20 protein-coding genes are annotated in these 20,202 nt (G+C 26.4%); 12 read left to right on the top strand and 8 right to left on the bottom strand.

Features of this window, described 5'->3' with window-relative positions; all coding sequences use genetic code 11:
* Positions 1-48 precede the first annotated feature (48 nt).
* The 4 genes from A966_RS12895 to A966_RS12880 all read right to left on the bottom strand — a co-directional run bounded on the left by A966_RS12895 (position 49) and on the right by A966_RS12880 (position 4,637).
* Positions 49-1,239, bottom strand: a complete 1,191-nt coding sequence (locus A966_RS12895) for a DUF4384 domain-containing protein (RefSeq protein ID WP_008726326.1) — start codon at positions 1,237-1,239, stop codon at positions 49-51.
* A gap of 8 nt (positions 1,240-1,247) precedes the next feature.
* Complete coding sequence (locus A966_RS12890) at positions 1,248-2,204, bottom strand: ParB/RepB/Spo0J family partition protein (protein ID WP_008726324.1); 957 nt, start codon at positions 2,202-2,204, stop codon at positions 1,248-1,250.
* Between the two features lie 77 nt (positions 2,205-2,281).
* Positions 2,282-3,046: a ParA family protein gene (locus A966_RS12885; RefSeq protein WP_008726323.1), complete on the bottom strand. Its 765-nt coding sequence runs from the start codon at positions 3,044-3,046 to the stop codon at positions 2,282-2,284.
* 844 nt (positions 3,047-3,890) lie between these two features.
* Positions 3,891-4,637, bottom strand: coding sequence for a hypothetical protein (locus A966_RS12880; RefSeq protein ID WP_008726321.1), 747 nt, complete (start codon positions 4,635-4,637; stop codon positions 3,891-3,893).
* 280 nt (positions 4,638-4,917) lie between these two features.
* On the opposite strand from A966_RS12880, the gene A966_RS12875 reads away from it, so the two are divergent.
* Together A966_RS12875 and A966_RS12870 are read left to right on the top strand one after the other, a co-directional pair.
* A complete protein-coding gene (locus A966_RS12875; RefSeq protein WP_008726320.1) occupies positions 4,918-6,231 on the top strand; it encodes an MATE family efflux transporter in 1,314 nt (437 codons plus the stop codon).
* A gap of 693 nt (positions 6,232-6,924) precedes the next feature.
* A complete protein-coding gene (locus tag A966_RS12870) occupies positions 6,925-7,422 on the top strand; it encodes a septum formation initiator family protein (RefSeq protein WP_008726318.1) in 498 nt (165 codons plus the stop codon).
* Between the two features lie 182 nt (positions 7,423-7,604).
* On the opposite strand, the gene A966_RS12865 is transcribed toward A966_RS12870, so the two are convergent.
* On the bottom strand, positions 7,605-8,207 hold the full coding sequence (locus A966_RS12865) for a hypothetical protein (RefSeq protein ID WP_008726316.1): 603 nt from the start codon (positions 8,205-8,207) through the stop codon (positions 7,605-7,607).
* Positions 8,207-9,676, bottom strand: coding sequence for a CsgG/HfaB family protein (locus A966_RS12860; RefSeq protein ID WP_008726314.1), 1,470 nt, complete (start codon positions 9,674-9,676; stop codon positions 8,207-8,209). Before A966_RS12860 ends, A966_RS12865 begins: the two co-directional genes overlap by 1 nt.
* 152 nt (positions 9,677-9,828) lie before the next feature.
* Here A966_RS12860 and A966_RS12855 point away from each other — a divergent pair, with 152 nt between their 5' ends.
* From A966_RS12855 to A966_RS12810, 10 genes are all read left to right on the top strand, one after another.
* Complete coding sequence (locus A966_RS12855; RefSeq protein ID WP_008726311.1) at positions 9,829-10,269, top strand: YbaB/EbfC family nucleoid-associated protein; 441 nt, start codon at positions 9,829-9,831, stop codon at positions 10,267-10,269.
* A gap of 5 nt (positions 10,270-10,274) precedes the next feature.
* The gene (gene recR / locus A966_RS12850; protein WP_008726309.1) at positions 10,275-10,880 is read left to right on the top strand and encodes a recombination mediator RecR; all 606 of its coding nucleotides are present in this window, start codon (positions 10,275-10,277) and stop codon (positions 10,878-10,880) included.
* 41 nt (positions 10,881-10,921) lie between these two features.
* On the top strand, positions 10,922-11,863 hold the full coding sequence (locus A966_RS12845; RefSeq protein WP_008726307.1) for a carbohydrate kinase family protein: 942 nt from the start codon (positions 10,922-10,924) through the stop codon (positions 11,861-11,863).
* Positions 11,864-11,880: 17 nt separating this feature from the next.
* Positions 11,881-12,807: a pseudouridine-5'-phosphate glycosidase gene (locus tag A966_RS12840; RefSeq protein ID WP_008726306.1), complete on the top strand. Its 927-nt coding sequence runs from the start codon at positions 11,881-11,883 to the stop codon at positions 12,805-12,807.
* Between the two features lie 57 nt (positions 12,808-12,864).
* Entirely contained in the window at positions 12,865-14,076 is a 1,212-nt protein-coding gene (locus A966_RS12835) for an ATP-binding protein (RefSeq protein ID WP_008726303.1), read from the top strand.
* Positions 14,077-14,078: 2 nt separating this feature from the next.
* Positions 14,079-14,630: a DNA-binding protein gene (locus A966_RS12830; RefSeq protein WP_039955679.1), complete on the top strand. Its 552-nt coding sequence runs from the start codon at positions 14,079-14,081 to the stop codon at positions 14,628-14,630.
* A gap of 116 nt (positions 14,631-14,746) precedes the next feature.
* Positions 14,747-16,363, top strand: a complete 1,617-nt coding sequence (locus A966_RS12825; RefSeq protein ID WP_008726299.1) for a CTP synthase — start codon at positions 14,747-14,749, stop codon at positions 16,361-16,363.
* 112 nt (positions 16,364-16,475) lie between these two features.
* The gene (locus A966_RS12820; protein ID WP_008726297.1) at positions 16,476-16,808 is read left to right on the top strand and encodes a cupin domain-containing protein; all 333 of its coding nucleotides are present in this window, start codon (positions 16,476-16,478) and stop codon (positions 16,806-16,808) included.
* A 147-nt stretch (positions 16,809-16,955) separates the two neighbouring features.
* On the top strand, positions 16,956-17,759 hold the full coding sequence (locus A966_RS12815; RefSeq protein ID WP_008726294.1) for a hypothetical protein: 804 nt from the start codon (positions 16,956-16,958) through the stop codon (positions 17,757-17,759).
* A 30-nt stretch (positions 17,760-17,789) separates the two neighbouring features.
* Entirely contained in the window at positions 17,790-18,794 is a 1,005-nt protein-coding gene (locus A966_RS12810; protein ID WP_008726292.1) for a calcium/sodium antiporter, read from the top strand.
* A 2-nt stretch (positions 18,795-18,796) separates the two neighbouring features.
* On the opposite strand, the gene A966_RS12805 is transcribed toward A966_RS12810, so the two are convergent.
* Both A966_RS12805 and A966_RS12800 read right to left on the bottom strand, forming a co-directional pair.
* A complete protein-coding gene (locus A966_RS12805; protein ID WP_008726290.1) occupies positions 18,797-19,483 on the bottom strand; it encodes an ATP-binding cassette domain-containing protein in 687 nt (228 codons plus the stop codon).
* On the bottom strand, positions 19,473-20,201 hold the full coding sequence (locus A966_RS12800) for an ABC transporter permease (RefSeq protein WP_008726288.1): 729 nt from the start codon (positions 20,199-20,201) through the stop codon (positions 19,473-19,475). The genes A966_RS12805 and A966_RS12800 overlap by 11 nt, the downstream gene beginning before the upstream one ends.
* Position 20,202: the final 1 nt, after the last annotated feature.

Raw genomic sequence — 20,202 nt, 5'->3', positions numbered from 1 at the left:
ATATACGAAAAGTTTTATTAACAAAAAGCTATTACTTAAAGTGATAGCTTATTTTGTTTCCGAAACGGATTTTAAATATACTTTTGATATTTGCCAATCATTATCATTTATGAATTTTAAGTTATATTTCAATTTATCTGTAAATTCTCCGATTTTATTTTTCTGACACATTTTAAAGCCGTCGCCTGTAAAATATTGACCTGTAATCCATTTCTGCTCTTTTTTTGTGTATAAACAGTAAAAAGCATCCTCTCCAAATGGAGGACTTATTCTTATGTTGAATTTAGAATTTTCCGGAGGAATTATATAGTTTTTTCTAGCCTCTATTTTATTTTCATACTTATTATTTATAAAATTATTAAAGTCATTAGGATGCATTAATATCACATTTCCATCATTCTGAAAGGCAAAAATATACAAATAACCTTCTGTATTAGATCTAAAGTTTAGAGTGAAAGATTCTCCTTCTATTATTTCGCCTTCATTATTTATTACATTTGTTTTATTTTCTAATGATATTCTTTCTATCCTAAAATTTAAATATATGCCGTTTATAGGGGATTCCATAGCTTTAAATAATAGATTCGATAAATGAAATTCTAAATAAGTGCATATTTCCTGTATAGCTGATACGCTTTCAGTTTGATTCTTTAATTTGTATTCTTTAAGTGTATCTCCTGTTGCCATATCCATAACTTTGAAATTGTATCTCATTTCATAAAGTTCTTCATCACTTTTTTCTTCTCCGTCTTTATCAATATTCTCAGTTTTTTCTCCTATTCCGTATTCTATTAAATCACCTAAATCTTTTATCTCATTTGTAAGTACAATATCATTACTAAGCATAGTATTTGTAATATTATAATTGCTTAACATAGTATTAATATCATTTGAATTAATAGTTATATTATTGTTATTTGTATTTGTTGCTTTTAATACTTTTTCACTATCCATTATAATAACTGCCTGCACTTTTAAATTTGATGCAACTATTAGTCCTTCTTCCAAGCTAAGTTTATTTGTAGAGAATAGTTTTTTCTTTTCTCTGTCTACAGAAATAGAAGTTTTTTGTTTGAGATAAGCAAATCTATTTATTGTTCTTACAAACTCTTTTCTCATAGGCTCATTTGCTCTTAAGCTATGATCCAAATCTACGGTTGCTATAAGTAAAGTTTCTTTTGAATAAAGATTTAATGTTATTATAGTGATAATTAAAATATATTTTAATGCTGTTTTCAAAATTACTCCTAATATTCAAGAGTAGGTTTTATTCCATTTTCTCTCTCATATACTTTTTCAAGCATATCCATTATTCTCGATAGATCATCAGAACTGTAATATTCTATAACTATTTTACCTTCTTTTCCGTTTTTATCTATGACATTAACTTTAGTGGAGAATATTTTTTCTAAGTCATTTTCTAATTTTTTTATATTAGGGTCTTTCTTATTTTCTTTTTTTATTTCATTTTTATTTTCTTCATTATTATTACTATCAGAGTTATTTGAAATATTATTTTTTCTTTCTTTTACTATTCTTTCGCATTCTCTTACAGAGTATCCTTTTTCTACTATTTCCTTAGCAAATTCTTCTCTTTCATTTTCATTATTTAATGATAATATAGCCCTTGCATGTCCTTCTGTTATTTTAGATTCTAATATCAAATTTTGTATATTTTCGCTTAAATCTAATATACGCATAGAATTTGATATTGTACTTCTGCTTTTTCCCACCCTTAAAGCCAATTCTTCCTGTTTTATATTCAAATCATATATTAATTTTTTATAGCTTCTAGCAACTTCTATAGCATTTAAATCGGCTCTTTGTATGTTTTCAACTAATGTAAGCTCAAGCATTTTAGAATCTGCTATATTTTCTAATACTAGTGCCGGAACTCTGTCTCTATTTAAGAATTTGAATGCTCTGAACCTTCTTTCTCCTGATATTATCTGATATTTTCCGTCTTTTTCTCTTAAAGTGATAGGATTTATAAGTCCATTTTCTTTTATAGATTCGGCAAGACCTTGTATTTCCTCTTCATTAAATACTTTTCTAGGCTGATCCGGATTAACATCTATAAGAGAAACATCTATTTCTAATACTCCTTTTTTTTCTGCCTCTTCGGCTGCTGTTCTTATTTCATTGTCAGTAGATTTTATTAATGCACTTAAACCCTGACCGCCAAGTCCGCCTTTTCTGCTCATATAAACCCTCTTATATATTTATTTAAATTTAGTAAACATAATTATATCATTTTTTCATTTTTAAGAAATATTTTCAATTATTTAGATTTTTCAATAAACTCTTTGGCAAATTCTTTATAGCTTCTAGCTCCTACACAATCTTTATCATAATCGCCTATAGCTTTACCATAAGACGGAGCCTCACTTAATCTTACATTTCTAGGTATCATAGTTTTATATGTTTTTTCCTTAAAGAAATTGACAACTTCTTTAACTACATCTGATGCCAACTTAGTTCTAGCATCATACATGGTAAGGAGAACTCCTTCAATTTTTAATTCTTTATTAAGATTTTCTTTTACAAGTGCTATAGTATTATTAAGTTCAGCAACCCCATCTAAAGCATAGAACTCGCATTGTATAGGTATAAGAACAGAATCAGCAGCAGTCAATGCATTAAGTGTTAATATACCCAAAGTAGGAGGACAGTCTATAATAATATATTCATAGTCATTTTTTATAGTTTCTAAAGCCTTTTTTAATTTGTATTCTCTGGCTATTTCATTAACAAGTTCTATCTGGGCACCTACCAAATCAGAGTCTGCTGGTATTAAAAATAGATTTTCCTGATATGTCGGCATTATTACTTCTTTTGCTTCAGCCTGTCCTATTAATAAATCATATACGCTTTTTTGCATTTTATCTCTTGTAATACCAATACCCAAACAAGCATTTGCCTGAGGGTCTATATCTATAAGAAGTGTTTTATGACCCATTTTTGCTATATTGGCACTTAAATTAACGGCTGTAGTTGTTTTTCCTACTCCGCCTTTCTGATTGACTATGGCTATAACTTTAGACATAAATATATCCTTAAACTAAAAACTATCATGAAATTATATTATTATATCAAAATCGGGCATTTTATCAAGTTTTTTATTGTCTAATTTTATACCTGAAAAATATAAAATACGCATAAAGTATTGACAAATAAATATTGTTTTATATGCTAATTTAAGTATAAAAAATATGTTAATTATAATTATATACTGAAAATTTTTAAGTTTGTAAAAATTTTAGTTCTTCTTTTTTCACCTCACACAGATTGAAGCATACAGCATCAAAGAATCATATAAAGTAGAGCTAAATCAAAAGTTCAAGTTTAAAAATAATAGACTTGTTTCGAAACTCAATTTTTTAATATTTGTAGTTTTTTAATTTAATATTTTTTTTGATTATAGTTGTGGCTTTGCCAACCGCTCTGCGTGCTTCGCAAAACCCCACTTCTTTTGTGACGCTATCCGCCTCGCTGTGCGTGCCGTAGGCAGGTGTGGCACATACGAAGTACGCCTTCTGCGAAAAGACTGCATATTTATATACTAAAATACTAAATTATGCAACATATAAAACATCATGTATATAATTTTAAAATTAAATAATTCTTATAATTAATATTGTCAAGTAGTTTTGAAACAAGTCTAATACTAAATAGTGCTAATTATATTTTATATGCAAAATAAATTATTAAATTTAAGCAAAATATAGTCATTAGCATTAGTCTGTAACTATAATAAAAAATATAAAAACAAATTGAGTTTTGAAACAAGTTTAATATAGTTTATATATTATTTTAGCTTTTAAATTGAGAAAATTTTTATTGTTTTGTAATATTAAATAAATATTTGATATTTTTTATATTTTCAATAATTATCTAAGGAATTGGCTGAAATCAAATGTATATGATATAGAAGCACCTATTCCAAAATAAAATCCTGTTGATAATTGCTCTAAATAAGGTGTAAAGTTTAGAGACAAGCTTGCATCACTATTTAATACTAAATAAAGACCTACACCTAAATGATTAAGATATAATAGTGCATTGTTATAAAAGTCATAGGCAAAATGATATTCTAAATATATACCAGCTAAAGAGAATCCAAATAATGCTCCTGGATAAACACCAAAAGCTGTTTTTAATCTTATAGATTCAACAACTCCTCTAGGATCATCAAAATACATAGGAAGCTCAAAATTAAAGAATGCCGTAAAGAAGTCGCCTAAACCTATCAAATAGTGAAGCTGCGGATTAAGTCCGAATTTTTGTTTAGATGATCCTGGAAATAACACTTCAACTGCTCCTATAAATCCGTTAAAAAATTGAAATCTAGGCATTATAGAAAATTGTGGCTGTCCTTCTACACCTACACCTACTTCTGGTATATAAGTTATAGGAACTATTCTTGCAAATATATCTAAATTTCTAAGTATTCCAAAATTTATCATTAATGGACTTGATAAAGTATATTTTTTTGTACCTATTCTATCGTTATTGAGATAGAGAGTTCCTCCAAGACGAAGTGCTCCTGTCATACCGGTATACATCTTGTATGGAAAAGAATACGCTAATGCTGATAATATCAACATTAAAATAAATGTGAATAAAAACTTTTTCATATATTATATCTTCTTATTATTTATATTGTAATACACTTTATACTATACTAATATAATATATTATATAAAAAATATCAATAAATAAATATGATAAGTAATACAATAAAATTGAGTATTTATAAAAAAATAGTCCTAAATTTGACTTATAAGTATCGTATGGTATAATATAGCTAAGTTCATCGGAGGACTTATTGGAAATAGAAAATACCAAAGGTTGGATAAGATGTCTAATTATTAGATTTCTTTTCCAGCCTTTTATTTTTTTACTGGAGAGTAGATTATGGATATACTTAAAACGGATGTGAAAAAAATATTTTTTAAGTATTTATATGCAAGTTTTGGCAGTGCTTTAATAGCTGCTATTTATTCCATAGTTGATGTTGCTATGGTGGGGCAGTATGAGGGTGATAATGGTGCTGCTGCTTTGGCGGTATTTGCTCCTATATGGAATATAATATACAGCATAGGCATGTTATTTGGTATAGGCGGTTCTGTTCTTTTTAGTAAGGCAAGAGGCTCTGGTGATTATAAAAAATCAAATATTTTATTTACTTCTTCATTTATTGCTTTATCAATAGTTATATTTATAGTTTGGGTTTTATCAATAATATTTGAAGATAATATACTTTATTTTTTTGGGGCTGATGATGTGCTTTTAATATTGGCTAAAAGATATTTTCTTCCTATAAAGATAATTTTACCTTTATTTGCTTTTAGTCAATTTTTTGCTGCATATCTTAGAAATGATAATGCTCCTATGAAAGCAACTACTGCTGTTATTGCAGGCGGTATATTTAATGTATTTGGAGATTATTTTTTTGTATTTGTATGCGATATGGGTATATTTGGTGCTGGTCTTGCCACTGCTATAGGACAGGTTATAACTGCTTCAATTTTAATATCTCATCTGTTTACAAAAAAGAATACTTTAAAATTTGTAAAAGTAAATAAATTATTTTCATTATCAAAAAATATTGTGTTAATCGGTTTTTCTACATTTTTTATAGATATAGCAATGGGAATACTTGCCTTAATGTTTAATAATCAGATAATGAAATATTTCAACTCTTCAGCATTGGCGGTTTATTCCGTTATAATAAATATTAACATATTAGTTCAGTCATCAGCCTATGCAATAGGGCAAGCAGGACAGCCTATAATATCTGCTAACCTTGGAGCTGGCAATATGAACAGAATAAAATCAGCAGTAAAATATGGTATATTTACAGCTTTAGTATTGGCTATAGTATCCACTTTGTTTACATACTTTAATACTGATTTTCTAATGAAAGCATTTATGAAGCCTTCAGATGAAGCTCTAAGTATATCAAAAAATATTATGAGAGCTTATTTTATATCATTTTTAATACTTCCATTTAATATATATGCAACATACTATTTTCAGGCTATAATGAAACCAGTTTCTTCATTTATAGTTGCAATATTAAGGGGTCTTATAATAAGCGGTATTTTAATATTTCTAATGCCCTTAATATTTGTAAGAGATAGTATATGGTATGTTATGCCTATTACAGAAGTTTTTACTTTTGTAGTAACAGCCGTATTTTTTATAAAATATAGAACTTTAAAATAATTATATATTTATAATAGACTTGTTTCAAAACTAAATTTATAAATTTTTAATTTAATATTTTTAAATTATAGTTGGGGCTTTGCTGCGAAGCACACAGTCGTGCACCGCTCTGCGTGCTTACGCAAAACCCCACTTCTTTTGCCGAATAGGCACCTACTCGGTGGTGACCCATACGAAGTACGCCTCGCTGTGCGTGCCGACGAAGTCCACCTTTGGTGTCGGCAGGCGAGAAGCATACGAAGTACGCCTCACTGTGTGTGCCGACGAAGTCCACCTTTGGTGTCGGCAGGCGAAAGACTGCATATTTATATATTAAAATAACAAATTATACAATATATAAAACATGTGATTTATTTAATAATTAATATTATATAATTTAGCATAAAATAAGAAACTCATAAAATTATTTGTCAAGTAGTTTTGAAACAAGTCTAATGATGAAATCTAATGCGATCATTTAGTATAGAAAAATATAATAAAGACATTAAAAATAAAGGTTTGTATTTGATTAATTTTTAGATAGTTAATGAAAACTTAAAAAGTGTTTATATTTTTTATTTATTTGAATGCTTTTTAGATATTATAAATAGTATATATATATATAATTATAAAAACAATATTTATATCTAATACTATTAACTTTAATAAATTACTTCCGATAATAAGTTGTATATTTAATAAGGTTAATAATTTATGTATTTTAATGTTAGAATCGGCTCTAAAATATTCTATGGTATCATATTAGTTGGGATAGCTTTTATGGTATATTTATTCGTATTTAGTTCTAAAGGATTTCTTACATTAGATGCTAAAAAAATTATTATAGAAAATAAGAAAAAGAAAGTTGAAGAGTTAAATAGAAGAAAAATTCAGATATCAAATAATATAGAAAGGTTAAAAACTGATAAAGAATACATATTATCTTATGCTAAAACATTTGGATATTTAGATGATACTAAAAATGAAAAGATTATAAAGATTATTAGAAATGATAATAATGAAGAAGCAAAAAATACAGATCTGCAGTCATCATCAGATATAAAAGAGGGTGATAATTATTATATTAATATCAAAGGAGCTTTAATATTAGCATCAATGATAGCAGTCTGTTTCATAACATATTTACTTCTTATAAATAAAAATTTACTTCCAAAATTAAAAAAGAAAAAAATGATTATTTCCAGAGGTTAGCTGTAAACTGAAATTGTTTAAGAGTATGAGTTTTTATACATTTTAGTATAAAAAACAGTATTCTCATTATAATATTTTTATATATAAAACAAATAAAAGAATACTACTATATGAGTAAAAAGTATAATATTAAATAATTTAAATTACAAATATAGTTATATTAACTTTATTTTTCTTTAAAACTAAAGAGGGTGATTTAAAGAAAATACAAAACCGGCATCTTTATTTATCGGTTCATAAAAAGGCACAAAGCTGAAAGTAAATCCGTCATTTTTTTTCTTGCCAAATACTCTTTGATAACTGTCATAAGCAACGGCAGCTCCGCAAAATAAACCTGCTGTTATTTGAAATAATGTGGTTGATATCCATAAATCTTTATATTTGCTTCTTCCTGTAGTTGAAGCAGCAACATTTGAATTTTCTATGGATGTTAAGCCTATTGTCAAATAAGTAGCATAAGTGTATGAGAAGAATGCTGTTAAAATAAAGGTTACTTCTGTATATCTGAAAGGATTGCTTTTTGCAGTATCTTCTATCAGAACAGGAGAACTTATGACTCCGTTTTGTTTTATAATGTTTGTACCTTCCATATTAAAGAATGATTCAATACTGTTAGTATTTATATCATATTCTGTTTTTAACTGTTCATTTGTTTCTATTACAGTTTTTTTTTCTGTATTATTGTTTTCATTAGTTCCGTATTCTTTAGCTATATCTGAAAAATAAAAAGCACCAAAGAATGTGTTTGATATAATAAATAATATTGCTATGATTTTTGTACTCATTATAATATAAAAAATGCTCCAAATGTAAATTCTAATCCTGTAAGATTGACTGTTTTTATTTGTTCTGGTAAAGAAACTTCATTACCATCACTGAAAACACCTAAATTAATAGGATTAGTGTAAAATCTATATCCAATTCCTAAATTTAATCCTATAGTATCTGTAATATTGTACTGTAAAGAAGCTATAGCCCCTGCACCAAACATAATATCCCTTGAATCTATTTTGGATCCGTTTTTAATATAGCTGAAATTATCAGTATAGTAATTTCCTCCTATTATTTCTCCTATAGTTGTGAAAGATATTCCCATACCTATATATGGAGAAATTATCAATCTTAAAACTTCCTGATATAAATTTATATTAATATCGAAATTAAATCTAGTATCTACGGCATAACTTGATTTAAAAAAGTCTCCGAATAATATACCTATACTTAAATTTGGCGAAAATAATACGCCATTGTATCCCATTTTTATATGCACTCCTAAGGCATATTCATTCTTTTTTAATGATATTTTCATCTTTCCTTCATCTGGTCTTAGGCTGCTCTCATATATTTTTTCAGTATTCTGTATATTATAAGAAGCATAATTTAAGAATATTCCAACACCGAAATCTCCTATAACAGTTTCTCTTGCAATATCTCCTACCTGTATATTATTTCCTCTTGATATTTTTGCTATAGAATATTCATTATTAAGTTCTTTTATTCTTAAGGTACCTTTATAATTATATTCTCCGCTTATTACATTACCTGAAGGAAGTATTATATCTTCTTTTTTTGAATAAACTTTAAATCTAGTTTTTGAACTTACTCCATGATTTTTACCTGCAAGCAGTATAACATTTCCGCCGTCCACATCGGCTACTGTTAATGTTATTTTAAATATGCTTCTCATTTTGTTTTCAACTTTATATGCTAAATCATTGCAGGCATCATCGATAATACTTTCTCTTAAAGAATAAGAAGGGTATATACTAGTGCTGTAATATGAAGAACCTTCTAATTTTGAAGAGTAAAGTATTTTAGTAGTTTCAACATCCACTATTTGAAGCACCATTGCAACTGTAGAATATAAACTGAAACTTCTGTCATCATTATATTCTACAGTAACATTGGCCGATACTATTTTTCCGGTTACAGCTTTTGAATAACCGTATATTTTACCAACTTCAATTACTTGTTTTTCGGTGATTCCGGTTAATTGAAGTTCCATTTCTTTTAAATATTTATCTAAATTTTTCCTATCTACTATATTGAATCTATTCATTCTTGTTAATGAATTTTCTATTAATGATGTCATTTTAGCACCTAAATCTTTTCCATATCCTGATGATGTGCTTTCTATTTCAAATATAGCTATATTCTCTTTTTCATAAGTTTCACCTATTTCTTTTATTGTCTGCTGAGATAGCAGTATAGATGGAAGTATTAGTATTAATAATATAATTTTTCTTATCAACATTTTTTAATTACTGTTTTATTTTTATTATTTTAGTATTCTACATGTTATATTCTTAGAATAAAAAAGTCAAATTTATACATTTTTATTTTTATTGATAAATTATTAAAAAGAATATATATTATATTGTATTAATAAAAAGGAGTATAAGAATCATGAATGAAAACAGTATAAAATATAGTTCTGCAGGAAATTTGGTATGTTTAACTATGAATAAATCATATAATATAACTAGTTTCAGTATAGATGAGAGTCTTTTAGCAAAAGATCAGAAAGAATTATTAGAGGAGATGATAAGTTCAAGTATTAATGAAGCTGTTTCAAAGGTAAATGAATTAAGGAAAAAGCTAGATGATGAAGAAGATGCTGATAGTACAGCAGAACAAGTTAAGCAGAAGCCTAATTTATTTAATATGAATTTTAAAGATATGAATCAGATGTTTAATGATATAAGCAAAATGACTTCTGTGGAATATAAAGACGGTAAAATAAATATTTCTTTAGATTCTATAACTCCTGATATGATATCAAAGATGAATGATATGGTCAATAATATCAATAATAAAAATGATGATGACAATAATAATAAGGAATAATTATTTTGAATAATATACAATCCTTAGATAAACTTACACAGATAATAGCGAGGCTGCCTGGAATAGGTACTAGAACAGCTATGAGGCTTGCATTGTATTTATTTGACTGCGATGATGAATATTTAAAAGAATTTGCAGATGTTCTATCTTCTTTACATGAAAATATTAAGCTATGCAATGTATGTTATAGTTTGAGTGATAATGATATTTGTGATATATGCAGTAATGATAAAAGAGAGCATAATAAAATATGTATTATAGAATCATATCCAGATATGCTTGCTATAGAAAAAACAGAAGAATATAATGGAGTTTATCATATATTAGGAGGTCTTATATCTCCTCTTAAAGGTATTGGTATAAGCGATATAAGGATAAGAGAACTTATATCAAGAATTAATAAAAATAGTATAGAAGAAATAATGATAGCATTCAGTGCATCTTTAGAAGCTGATACAACTGCTTCATATATTTATAAAACATTAAAAGACAATAATTTTAGAGGCAGAATAACGCGTATTACTTATGGAATATCTTTAGCAAGCGATATAGAAAATGCAGATTCCAGATCTTTAGCCAGAAGTATTTTAGACAGAGTAGATATGAATTAATTTTTTAATTATTATATATTATAGTTTATAAAAGGTATTAAATGAAAAATTATATATTATCTATAGGCGGATCCAATATAGATATACAAGGATTTTCAAAAGAAAGAATACTTTTAAAAGAATCTAATCCAGGAAAAATAAAAGTTTGTGCAGGCGGAGTAGAGAGAAATATTATTAATAATTTATCGAATATAGGATTAAAGAATATAAAATTTATTACTTCTATAGGAGATGATATTTTCGGGGATATACTTCTTAATAATATAAAATCACTTGGAGTTGATGTCTCTTATATAGTAAGAAATGGTAGCAGCACTTCATATATAGCTATTATGAATAATGACAGAGATATGGAAATAGCTATGTCTGATATGGATACTTTGGATAAAAATATAAATATTGAGTATTTAGATACTATAAAAGATATTGTAGAGAATGCTGAGTTTATCACTATAGATGCCGTTATGAATAGGGAGATATTTGAGTATCTTATAGATAACTTTCCAAATAAAAAACTTTTAACTGATGCAGTTTCAATAAAAAAATCAGAACATATAAAAGGACTAGAAAATCATATTTATGCTTTGAAGCTTAATTCTAATGAAGCATCTTTTCTTCTTGATATGGATATAAATACTATAGAAGAAGGTAAAAAAGCTGTAAGAATATTTTTAAAAAAAGGAGTAAAAGAAATTTATATAACATTTGGTGCTTTAGGCATATGTTATGGTACTTATAATGATATAAGTAAATCATATTATTTAAAAGCTCCTAAAATAAATATTGTAAATGCTACAGGGGCAGGAGATGCTTTTATGGCTGGTATAGTATATTCTATATTTCATGATTATGATTTGGATTATAAGGTTAAATTTGCTGCTGCTATGGCGGCATTTGCTTTGGAGAGTGAAGAGACTGTTAATAATAATACTAACTTTGAAAAAGTTATAAATAGAATAGAAGATATTTTTAGAATTAATTAAATATTGGAGAATAGATTATGAATAATTTAGAAGAATTTTTAGAAATAAGTGAGGAAGTGAAAGAAGCTTTATATGAGAAAAGAGCTATTGTTGCATTAGAAAGCACAATAATATCACATGGCATGCCTTACCCTGAAAATGTTGAAAGTGCTTTAAACTCTGAAAAAAATATACGAGAAAATAATGCAGTACCTGCTACTATTGCAATAATAAAAGGAAAAATAAAAGTAGGTTTAAATAAAGAAGAACTTGAATATATGGGAGCTAATAAAAATATAGCAAAATCAAGCAGAAGAGATTTGCCTGTTATGCTGGCATTGAAAAAAGACGGAGCTACTACAGTAACAACTACTATGATAGGTGCCTCTTTAGCAGGAATAAAGGTATTTGCTACAGGAGGTATCGGAGGTGTTCACAGATATGCTCAGGAAACTTTTGATATATCTGCTGATTTGCAGGAATTAAGCAAAACAAATGTGGCGGTTGTATGTGCAGGAGCTAAATCAATATTAGATATTGGACTTACTATAGAATATCTTGAAACTTTCGGAATACCTGTTCTTGGTTATAAAACAGAAAATTTCCCGGCATTCTACACAAGAGAAAGCGGATATAAAGTTGATTATAAAATAGATACTACAAAAGATATAGCTGATGTACTTGATACAAAATGGAGATTAGGATTAAATGGAGGCGTTTTAGTATGCAATCCTATACCAGAAGAATATGAGATGGATAAGAATTATATTAATAAAATAATAGATGATACTGTAAAAGAGGCTAGGGATAAAAACATATCAGGAAAAGATGTTACTCCTTTTATATTGGCTAAGCTTCATAGTGTAACAGAAAATAAAAGTCTTAAAGCTAATAAAGAGTTAGTTTATAATAATTGCCGTGTTGCTGCTAATATTGCTTATGATTATTCAAATTTTATTAGGTAACATAATAAATAATTTTAATAATGTTTAACTCCGATATTGATAATGGAGTATTTTAATATGTATGTAGAAAATGTTCATATAAGTAATTTTACAGTATTTAAAGATTGTAGTACCAATTTTAGTAAAGGAGTTAACATATTTATTGGAGAGAATGGAACAGGCAAAACTCATTTACTTAAGGCTATTTATTGTTTAAATGAATCTTTCTATGAAAAAGTAGGAAATAATAAATATAAAATGTCTGTTGACAAGTTACATTATCCATTTAATCACACCTTTAATTTATTAAATAAATTAAAATATAATAAAATAAAAGACAATATTAAAGATAAAGAAACAGAACTACATGAATATATTAGACAATTTAGTTTATTAGAAGATAAAGAAGAAAAGAAAGGATTAAAAATCTATATTGTAAATAAGTTCAATGAATATTTTAATTTTATTACTGATTGGGAAATTGAATTTAATAATGTAATTATAAAACTATTAAATAATAATACTAAAATAAAAGATAATATGATTTTTTCAAATAATGTTTTCTATATTTATGATAAAAATAATATAAAAGATAATGAAAGTTTATTTGATGATAATGAATATACATTTAAATATAAAAAAATTACATACATACCATGCAAAGATATTTTAACTAATTCAAAAGGTTTTATTTCATTATACAATAAAAGGGAAGTATCTTTTGAATCTGTATACTATGATATTTTAAATAAGGCTTTTGTGCCTCAATTAAGAGAATTAGATCCGTATTTAGAAGATATTGCAAAAAAAATAGAAAATGCAATAGGCGGAATTGTTATTCAAAAAGATGAAGTATTTTTTATTAAGTATAAGGATTTTGGGGAAGTGCAGTTTACTATGGTGGCAGAAGGGCATAAAAAACTTGCTTTGCTTTGGCTTCTTATAAAAAATGGGGAAATAGATAAAGATACTATACTTCTTTTTGATGAGCCTGAATCAAATTTAAATCCTAAACTTACAAGAGTTTTAGTTGAAATATTACTAAGTTTATCAAGAGTAGGCGTTCAAATATTTTTAGCTACACATAATAATTTTATTATAGAAGATTTTGAGCTGCAAAGAAAAGAAAATGATAAAATAAAGTTTCATTCTTTTTATTTTGATGAAGATAAAAATAATGGAGTATTAATTGAAAGCAATGAATATTTAAATAATATACAGCATAATTCAATAGAAGATAAATTTGAAGAACAGCATTTACAATCTATAGAAAAAGCATTTAAAAATTGATTATGGAAATATTTGAAGAAAAAAGTAATTTTAAAATGATTTATGATGATAATTCTGGTATTATTGTAAGAAAAATAGATGATGAGAATTTGAATTATAGTCATTTTATGAAGGATGTTGATTTTATTGTATATGTTAATAATATAATTGTTTTTATTGAAGTAAAAAATTATAATAAAAAATATTCATCGATTCAAACAGAAGAAGAAAAAGAAGATTTCTTTTCAAAATTTCTATATAGAAAACCAGATAAAGGACATTCATATACTTATGATTGTATACAAAAAGCAAGAGATACATTTATAAGAGAATATTCATCAAATAGATTAGGATTAAATATACATTATTATGTTATTGTTTCTATGCCTAATACTGTTCCTAATTTTGTATTAAGAAATATGCGTAAAGATTTGGAACGTTATTTACCTATTTTTTCAAAAGTTGATGAGTCATTATATACTAATCAATTTATATATACTTCTGATGTTTTAACCGAATATTCTTGGAATAATTATATAAAAAACATATTAGGTATTGAAGTTAATTTTTATTAGAAAATATTATTTGATAATTAACATAATAATAAAATTCGCTTGATTTAATAATAATTTATGATAATGTTAAAAGGTTTGATAATAATAAATAAAATAAAAACATAATTGAGGATTATATGAATACTAAATATATATTTGTAACAGGCGGAGTTGTATCTGGTTTAGGAAAAGGAATAACAGCATCTTCACTAGGAAGACTTCTTAAGGCTAGGGGATTAAGTGTTACTATACAGAAATTTGATCCTTACATAAATGTGGATCCGGGAACTATGAGTCCATTTCAGCATGGAGAAGTTTTTGTTACTGATGATGGGGCAGAAACTGATTTGGATATTGGGCATTATGAGAGATTTATAGATGAGAATTTAAATAAATTTAGTAATGTTACTACAGGAAAAATTTATCAGCATGTTATAAATATGGAGAGAGAGGGTAAATATTTAGGTGAAACTGTTCAGGTTATACCTCATATTACTAATGAAATAAAGAGAAGAATATACAGAGAAAATGATACAAAAAAGACCGATATAGTAATAACAGAGATAGGCGGCACTATAGGAGATATAGAGTCTTTACCTTATATTGAAGCTATAAGACAGGTAAAAACAGAATTAGGTCAGGATAATGTTTTATATATACATGTAACATTGATACCTTTTATCAGCTCATCTGAAGAAATAAAGACAAAACCTACTCAGCATAGTGTAAAAGAGCTTATGCAAAGCGGTATAATACCGGATATTTTGGTATGCAGAACCAGCAAGCATTTACAGGAATCGCATAAATCTAAAATAGCATTATTTTGTAATCTTCCTAAGGAAAATGTATTTGAAAACTTTGACGAGCCTAATATTTATAATGTACCTTTGATGCTTGAATCGCAGGGGCTTTCAGATGTTGTATGCCGTCATTTTAAATTGCAGACTGCAAAAATAGATTTGACAGATTGGACAGATTTAATAATAAGACAAAAAAATATTTCTATAACAAATGAAAGAGTAAGAATTGCTATAGTTGGAAAATATATATCTATGAAAGATGCTTATATATCTTTAATAGAGGCTTTGAATCATGGCGGCATATATAATGATATTAATGTTGATATAGAATGGATTTCAGCTGAAGAGTTAGAAAATAAAGATGATATATCTGAATATTTTAAAGGTATTCATGGACTTATAATACCTGGCGGATTTGGAGAGAGAGGAATAGAAGGCAAAATACGGGCTATAAAGTATGCAAGAGAAAACAAGATTCCTTATTTTGGTATATGTTTAGGTATGCAGCTTATGAGTGTTGAGTTTGCAAGAAATGTATTAAAACTAGAGGATGCAAATACCATAGAAGTAAAAGAAGATGCCAAAAATCCTATAATTACGCTTATGGAAGAGCAGAAAAAAAGCATATTAAAAGGCGGTACTATGAGATTGGGTGCTTTTGAGTGCGATGTAAAAGATGGAAGTTTGGCACATAAGCTGTACAATAAAACTTCTATTAGTGAGAGGCATAGGCATAGATATGAATTTAACAATAAATATATAGATGTAATGGAAAAATCTGGATTTATTATAACAGGCCGTATGAAAAATGCTGATTTGGTTGAGATTGTTGAAGTTAAATATCATCCTTTTATGATAGGAGTGCAGTTTCACCCTGAATTAAAATCAAGAATTACTAATCCGCATCCTTTATTTGTAGGATTTATAGAGGCTGCTAAAAGATTAAAAGTATGATTATTATGATGTAATATGCATATTTTTTATAAAAAAAATTTTTGTTGCTGCAGCAATAGATTTTTTTATATAAATGCCGGATAATGACATCAAAATCAATTAAGGCTTATAGATGGAAAATTATATTAATAATATAGATTATAAAAAAATAGTTAATTTAAAAGATTTAATAGCAATTAAAGATATATCTATGCTTTCATTAGTTGATAGAAAAAGCTTAGTTATGTCAATAATATCAGCAGATAAAGGTAAAGAAATACCTACTCATACAAGTACCGGAGATGTTCTAGTTACAGTGATTGACGGAAAGGCAGAAATAACAGTTGACGGCACTCCATTTGAAACATCATTAGGAGAGTCTATATTAATCCCTGCCAATACATCTCATTCATTAAAAGCCATAGAGGCATTCAAATTATTAGTTATACAAGTGAAACCAGAGTAACCCTAAATAAATTCATGATTATGGTATGGAATGAATTCTTGTTCCATACCATAATTATTTAACCAAAAATATTATAAATACTTATTTAAAATTTACTGAAAATAATATATATTATTTAATTATATATATTTTTATAGGATTTATATTATGGGAAAAGCAAAAAATATTTTTACTATGGCAACTTTACATCTTATTAAAAATTTACTAAATTTTTCTTCAAGATTGCTACCTGTTTTTATAGTTATTTTATCATTATTAAAACTGTCAAAAGTATTAATTGATTTAAGCTGGTATTTTATACTAAGTATTCTATTAATAGAAGTTATACTTATAATATTTGCATTAGTCTTTGATTCTATGTTTTTTAAAAATAATAAAACTTCTGATAATGCTTCAAGTTCATCAGATGATACTAAGCAAGATAATTCCAATACATCAGAAGCATCATCAGCTAATAAATTTTCAGTATTGAATATAGCAGCAATATTTTTTGCTTTTTTGGGTATAATATTTGTAATATTAAAATTATTCAAAGCTGTTGATTGGAGCTGGGTATGGGTTCTTTCTCCATTATGGCTTTCTACTGCATTAGTATTATTTATATTATTAATATGTTTGATAGTATTTATAGTATCAGCATTAAGTAAAAAGTCTAAGTCTTCAGAAGATGCAGATAAAATTGAAAAGACAGATAATGCAGAAAATAAAGATAATGCAGAAAATAAAGATAATGCAGAAAATAAAGATAATGCAGAAAATAAAGATAATGCAGAAAATAAAGATAATGCAGAAAATAAAGATAATGCAGAAAATAAAGATAATACAGAAAATAAAGATAATACAGAAAATAAAGATAATACAGAAAATAAAGATAATACAGAAAATAAAGATAATACAGAAAATAAAGATAATACAGAAAATAAAGATAATTCAGATATTAAAACACAATAGTTAAACAATTAATTTAAGGAATATAATTAGATGGAAAATATGTTATTGAATATTGTTTTTACGGCAGCAGGAATATTGCTTTTATATTTGGGCGGAACATATATTGTAGACGGCAGTGTTATGGTAGCTAATAGGCTTAAAATACCATCTATAGTTATAGGGCTTACAGTTGTTGCTATGGGAACATCAATGCCTGAGCTTTTTGTGAGTCTATTCGGAGCTTTGAGGGGAGAGAGTGCTATTGCAGTAGGTAATGTTATAGGAAGTAATATATTCAATGTTGTATTTGTACTTGGAGTATCTGCTTTATTTATGACAATGTCTGCCGGTAAAAAGTCATATTATGTTTCTATGGTCTCTATGTTTATAATGTATGTTGCTTTGGGTATAATGCTTTTTAATATTAAAACTAAGAGATTAAGCGGAGATAAAATATCAATAATAGAAGGTGCTGTACTTATAGTTTTATTATGTGTATATGTTTATTATTTATATACTGTAATATCCAAAGATAAAGATGAATTAGCAGTATTTGAAAAGGAAGTTTCATCATCTAGTAAAACACATTCTATATTCAGAGCTATATTTAAAATAATAGTTGCTGTATTGGCATTGGCATTTGGTTCTGATGTATTTATTAAAGGAGTTACATGGATATTTAGAAATTTCTTGAGTGAGCATATAATAGGTTTTATAGTTGTTGCTGTAGGTACAAGCATACCTGAACTTGTTACAAGTGTAATAGCTGCTGTCAAGAAAGAGGCTGATATATCTATAGGAAATATAGTAGGAAGCAATATATTTAATGTGGGAGGAGTTTTGGGTATATCCTCTATGGCTTCATTCAAATACGGCGGAATAATTCTAAGTGAGGCTCAAGATTATTTAATAGACTTTTCTATTATGGTATTTGCAGGATTATTATTATTAGCTTTTACTCTAAGAGGAAAGAGTTTAGGTAAAGTAAAAGGAGTTATATTTTTAATTATATATATTGCTTATGTTGCCTATCTTCTTAAAACTACATCTATATAAAATTAATTATTTATTAATATATCAGTAAGTTTTGCTTGGTGATTTTCTAATCTGTTATTTTCAATATATGTTTTAAATATTAATTGGGTGCAGTTATTTTTATTAGATAATATATATACATAATCTCCAAGCATAACTGCTTCGTAAACATCATGCGTAACATAGAAAAAAGTTTTATTTGTTTTTGATTGTATATTTTTTATTATATCAATAAGTTCTTTTTTTCTTTTTATATCCTGTCCTTGTAATGGTTCATCCATAAATATAAAATTTGAATCATAAGCTAAAGCTCTTGCTAGAGATAATCGCTGCTTCATTCCTCCACTAAGCTCATTGGGTTTTGACTCTATATTATTTATAAGCCCTGTAATTTCTAATGCATTCTTTATTTTTCTATCCATTTCATTTTTATTTTTAATTTTATCTTTTAAAACATATTCTATATTCTTATATGAAGTTAAGAAATTTAATAGTCTAGGTTCTTGATATACGAATGCTTTATCATCTTTGTTTATTTTTGATGCTATTATATTAAGCAATGAGGTTTTACCTGAACCGGAAGAGCCTAATATTATATTTATTTTATCTAAATGAAAATCTATATTAAAATTTTTAAATATTATCAAGTCATTATAAGAGAGATTTATATTTTCTAATCTGAATATATAATCATTTATTTTATTTATCATGATTTATCCTTATAATGATTTCAAATACAGCATTAAATATTATTGCAATAAGACAGTATGCAAATAGGCTTACACTGTCTAAATATAAATGAGATTCATAAAGTTTTGTACCTATTCCAAAAGCAGGTAAAGCTAGTATTTCTGCTGCCAATATGCTTTTCCAAGTTATTCCCATAGATTGAGATATTCCTGTAAATATGTATGGTTTTATATATGGTATATAAAGGTCTATTATCTGAGTTCTTAAAGATACATTATATGATATTGACATTTCTATCAATTTTTTATCTACATTCATTATTCCATTAGTTATAGAATCGTACATTATCGGAAAAATAATAAGCATAGAAACAAATATAGGAACGGTATTATTATCAAACCATATTATAGCAACTAATATTAATGGTATAGTAGGTATTGTTCTTATGAAATTGATAATTGGTATTAATGTATATCTAATAGGCATAAATATTCCTGATGATATTCCTATTATAAATGCTGATAAAAAGGATAATGAAAATGTGATTAATACTCTTAATAAACTTGATAATAAATCTTTGTAGAATGATTTTTCAGATATTATTTCTATTAACTTTTTTAATATATTTGGTATATTTGGAAAAACTATTTCTGAATTTATTTTTAAAGCAGTAAAATACCAAAAACTTATGAATATAATAACACCTAATATTAAATATATAAGTTTTTTATTTTTCATT

The sequence above is a fragment of the Brachyspira hampsonii 30446 genome, assembly GCF_000316195.1.
In the GTDB taxonomy this organism is placed as follows: Bacteria; Spirochaetota; Brachyspiria; order Brachyspirales; family Brachyspiraceae; genus Brachyspira; species Brachyspira hampsonii_C.
The sequence above is the reverse complement of the archived record's forward strand: the minus strand, read 5'-3'. Positions and strand labels throughout refer to the sequence as shown.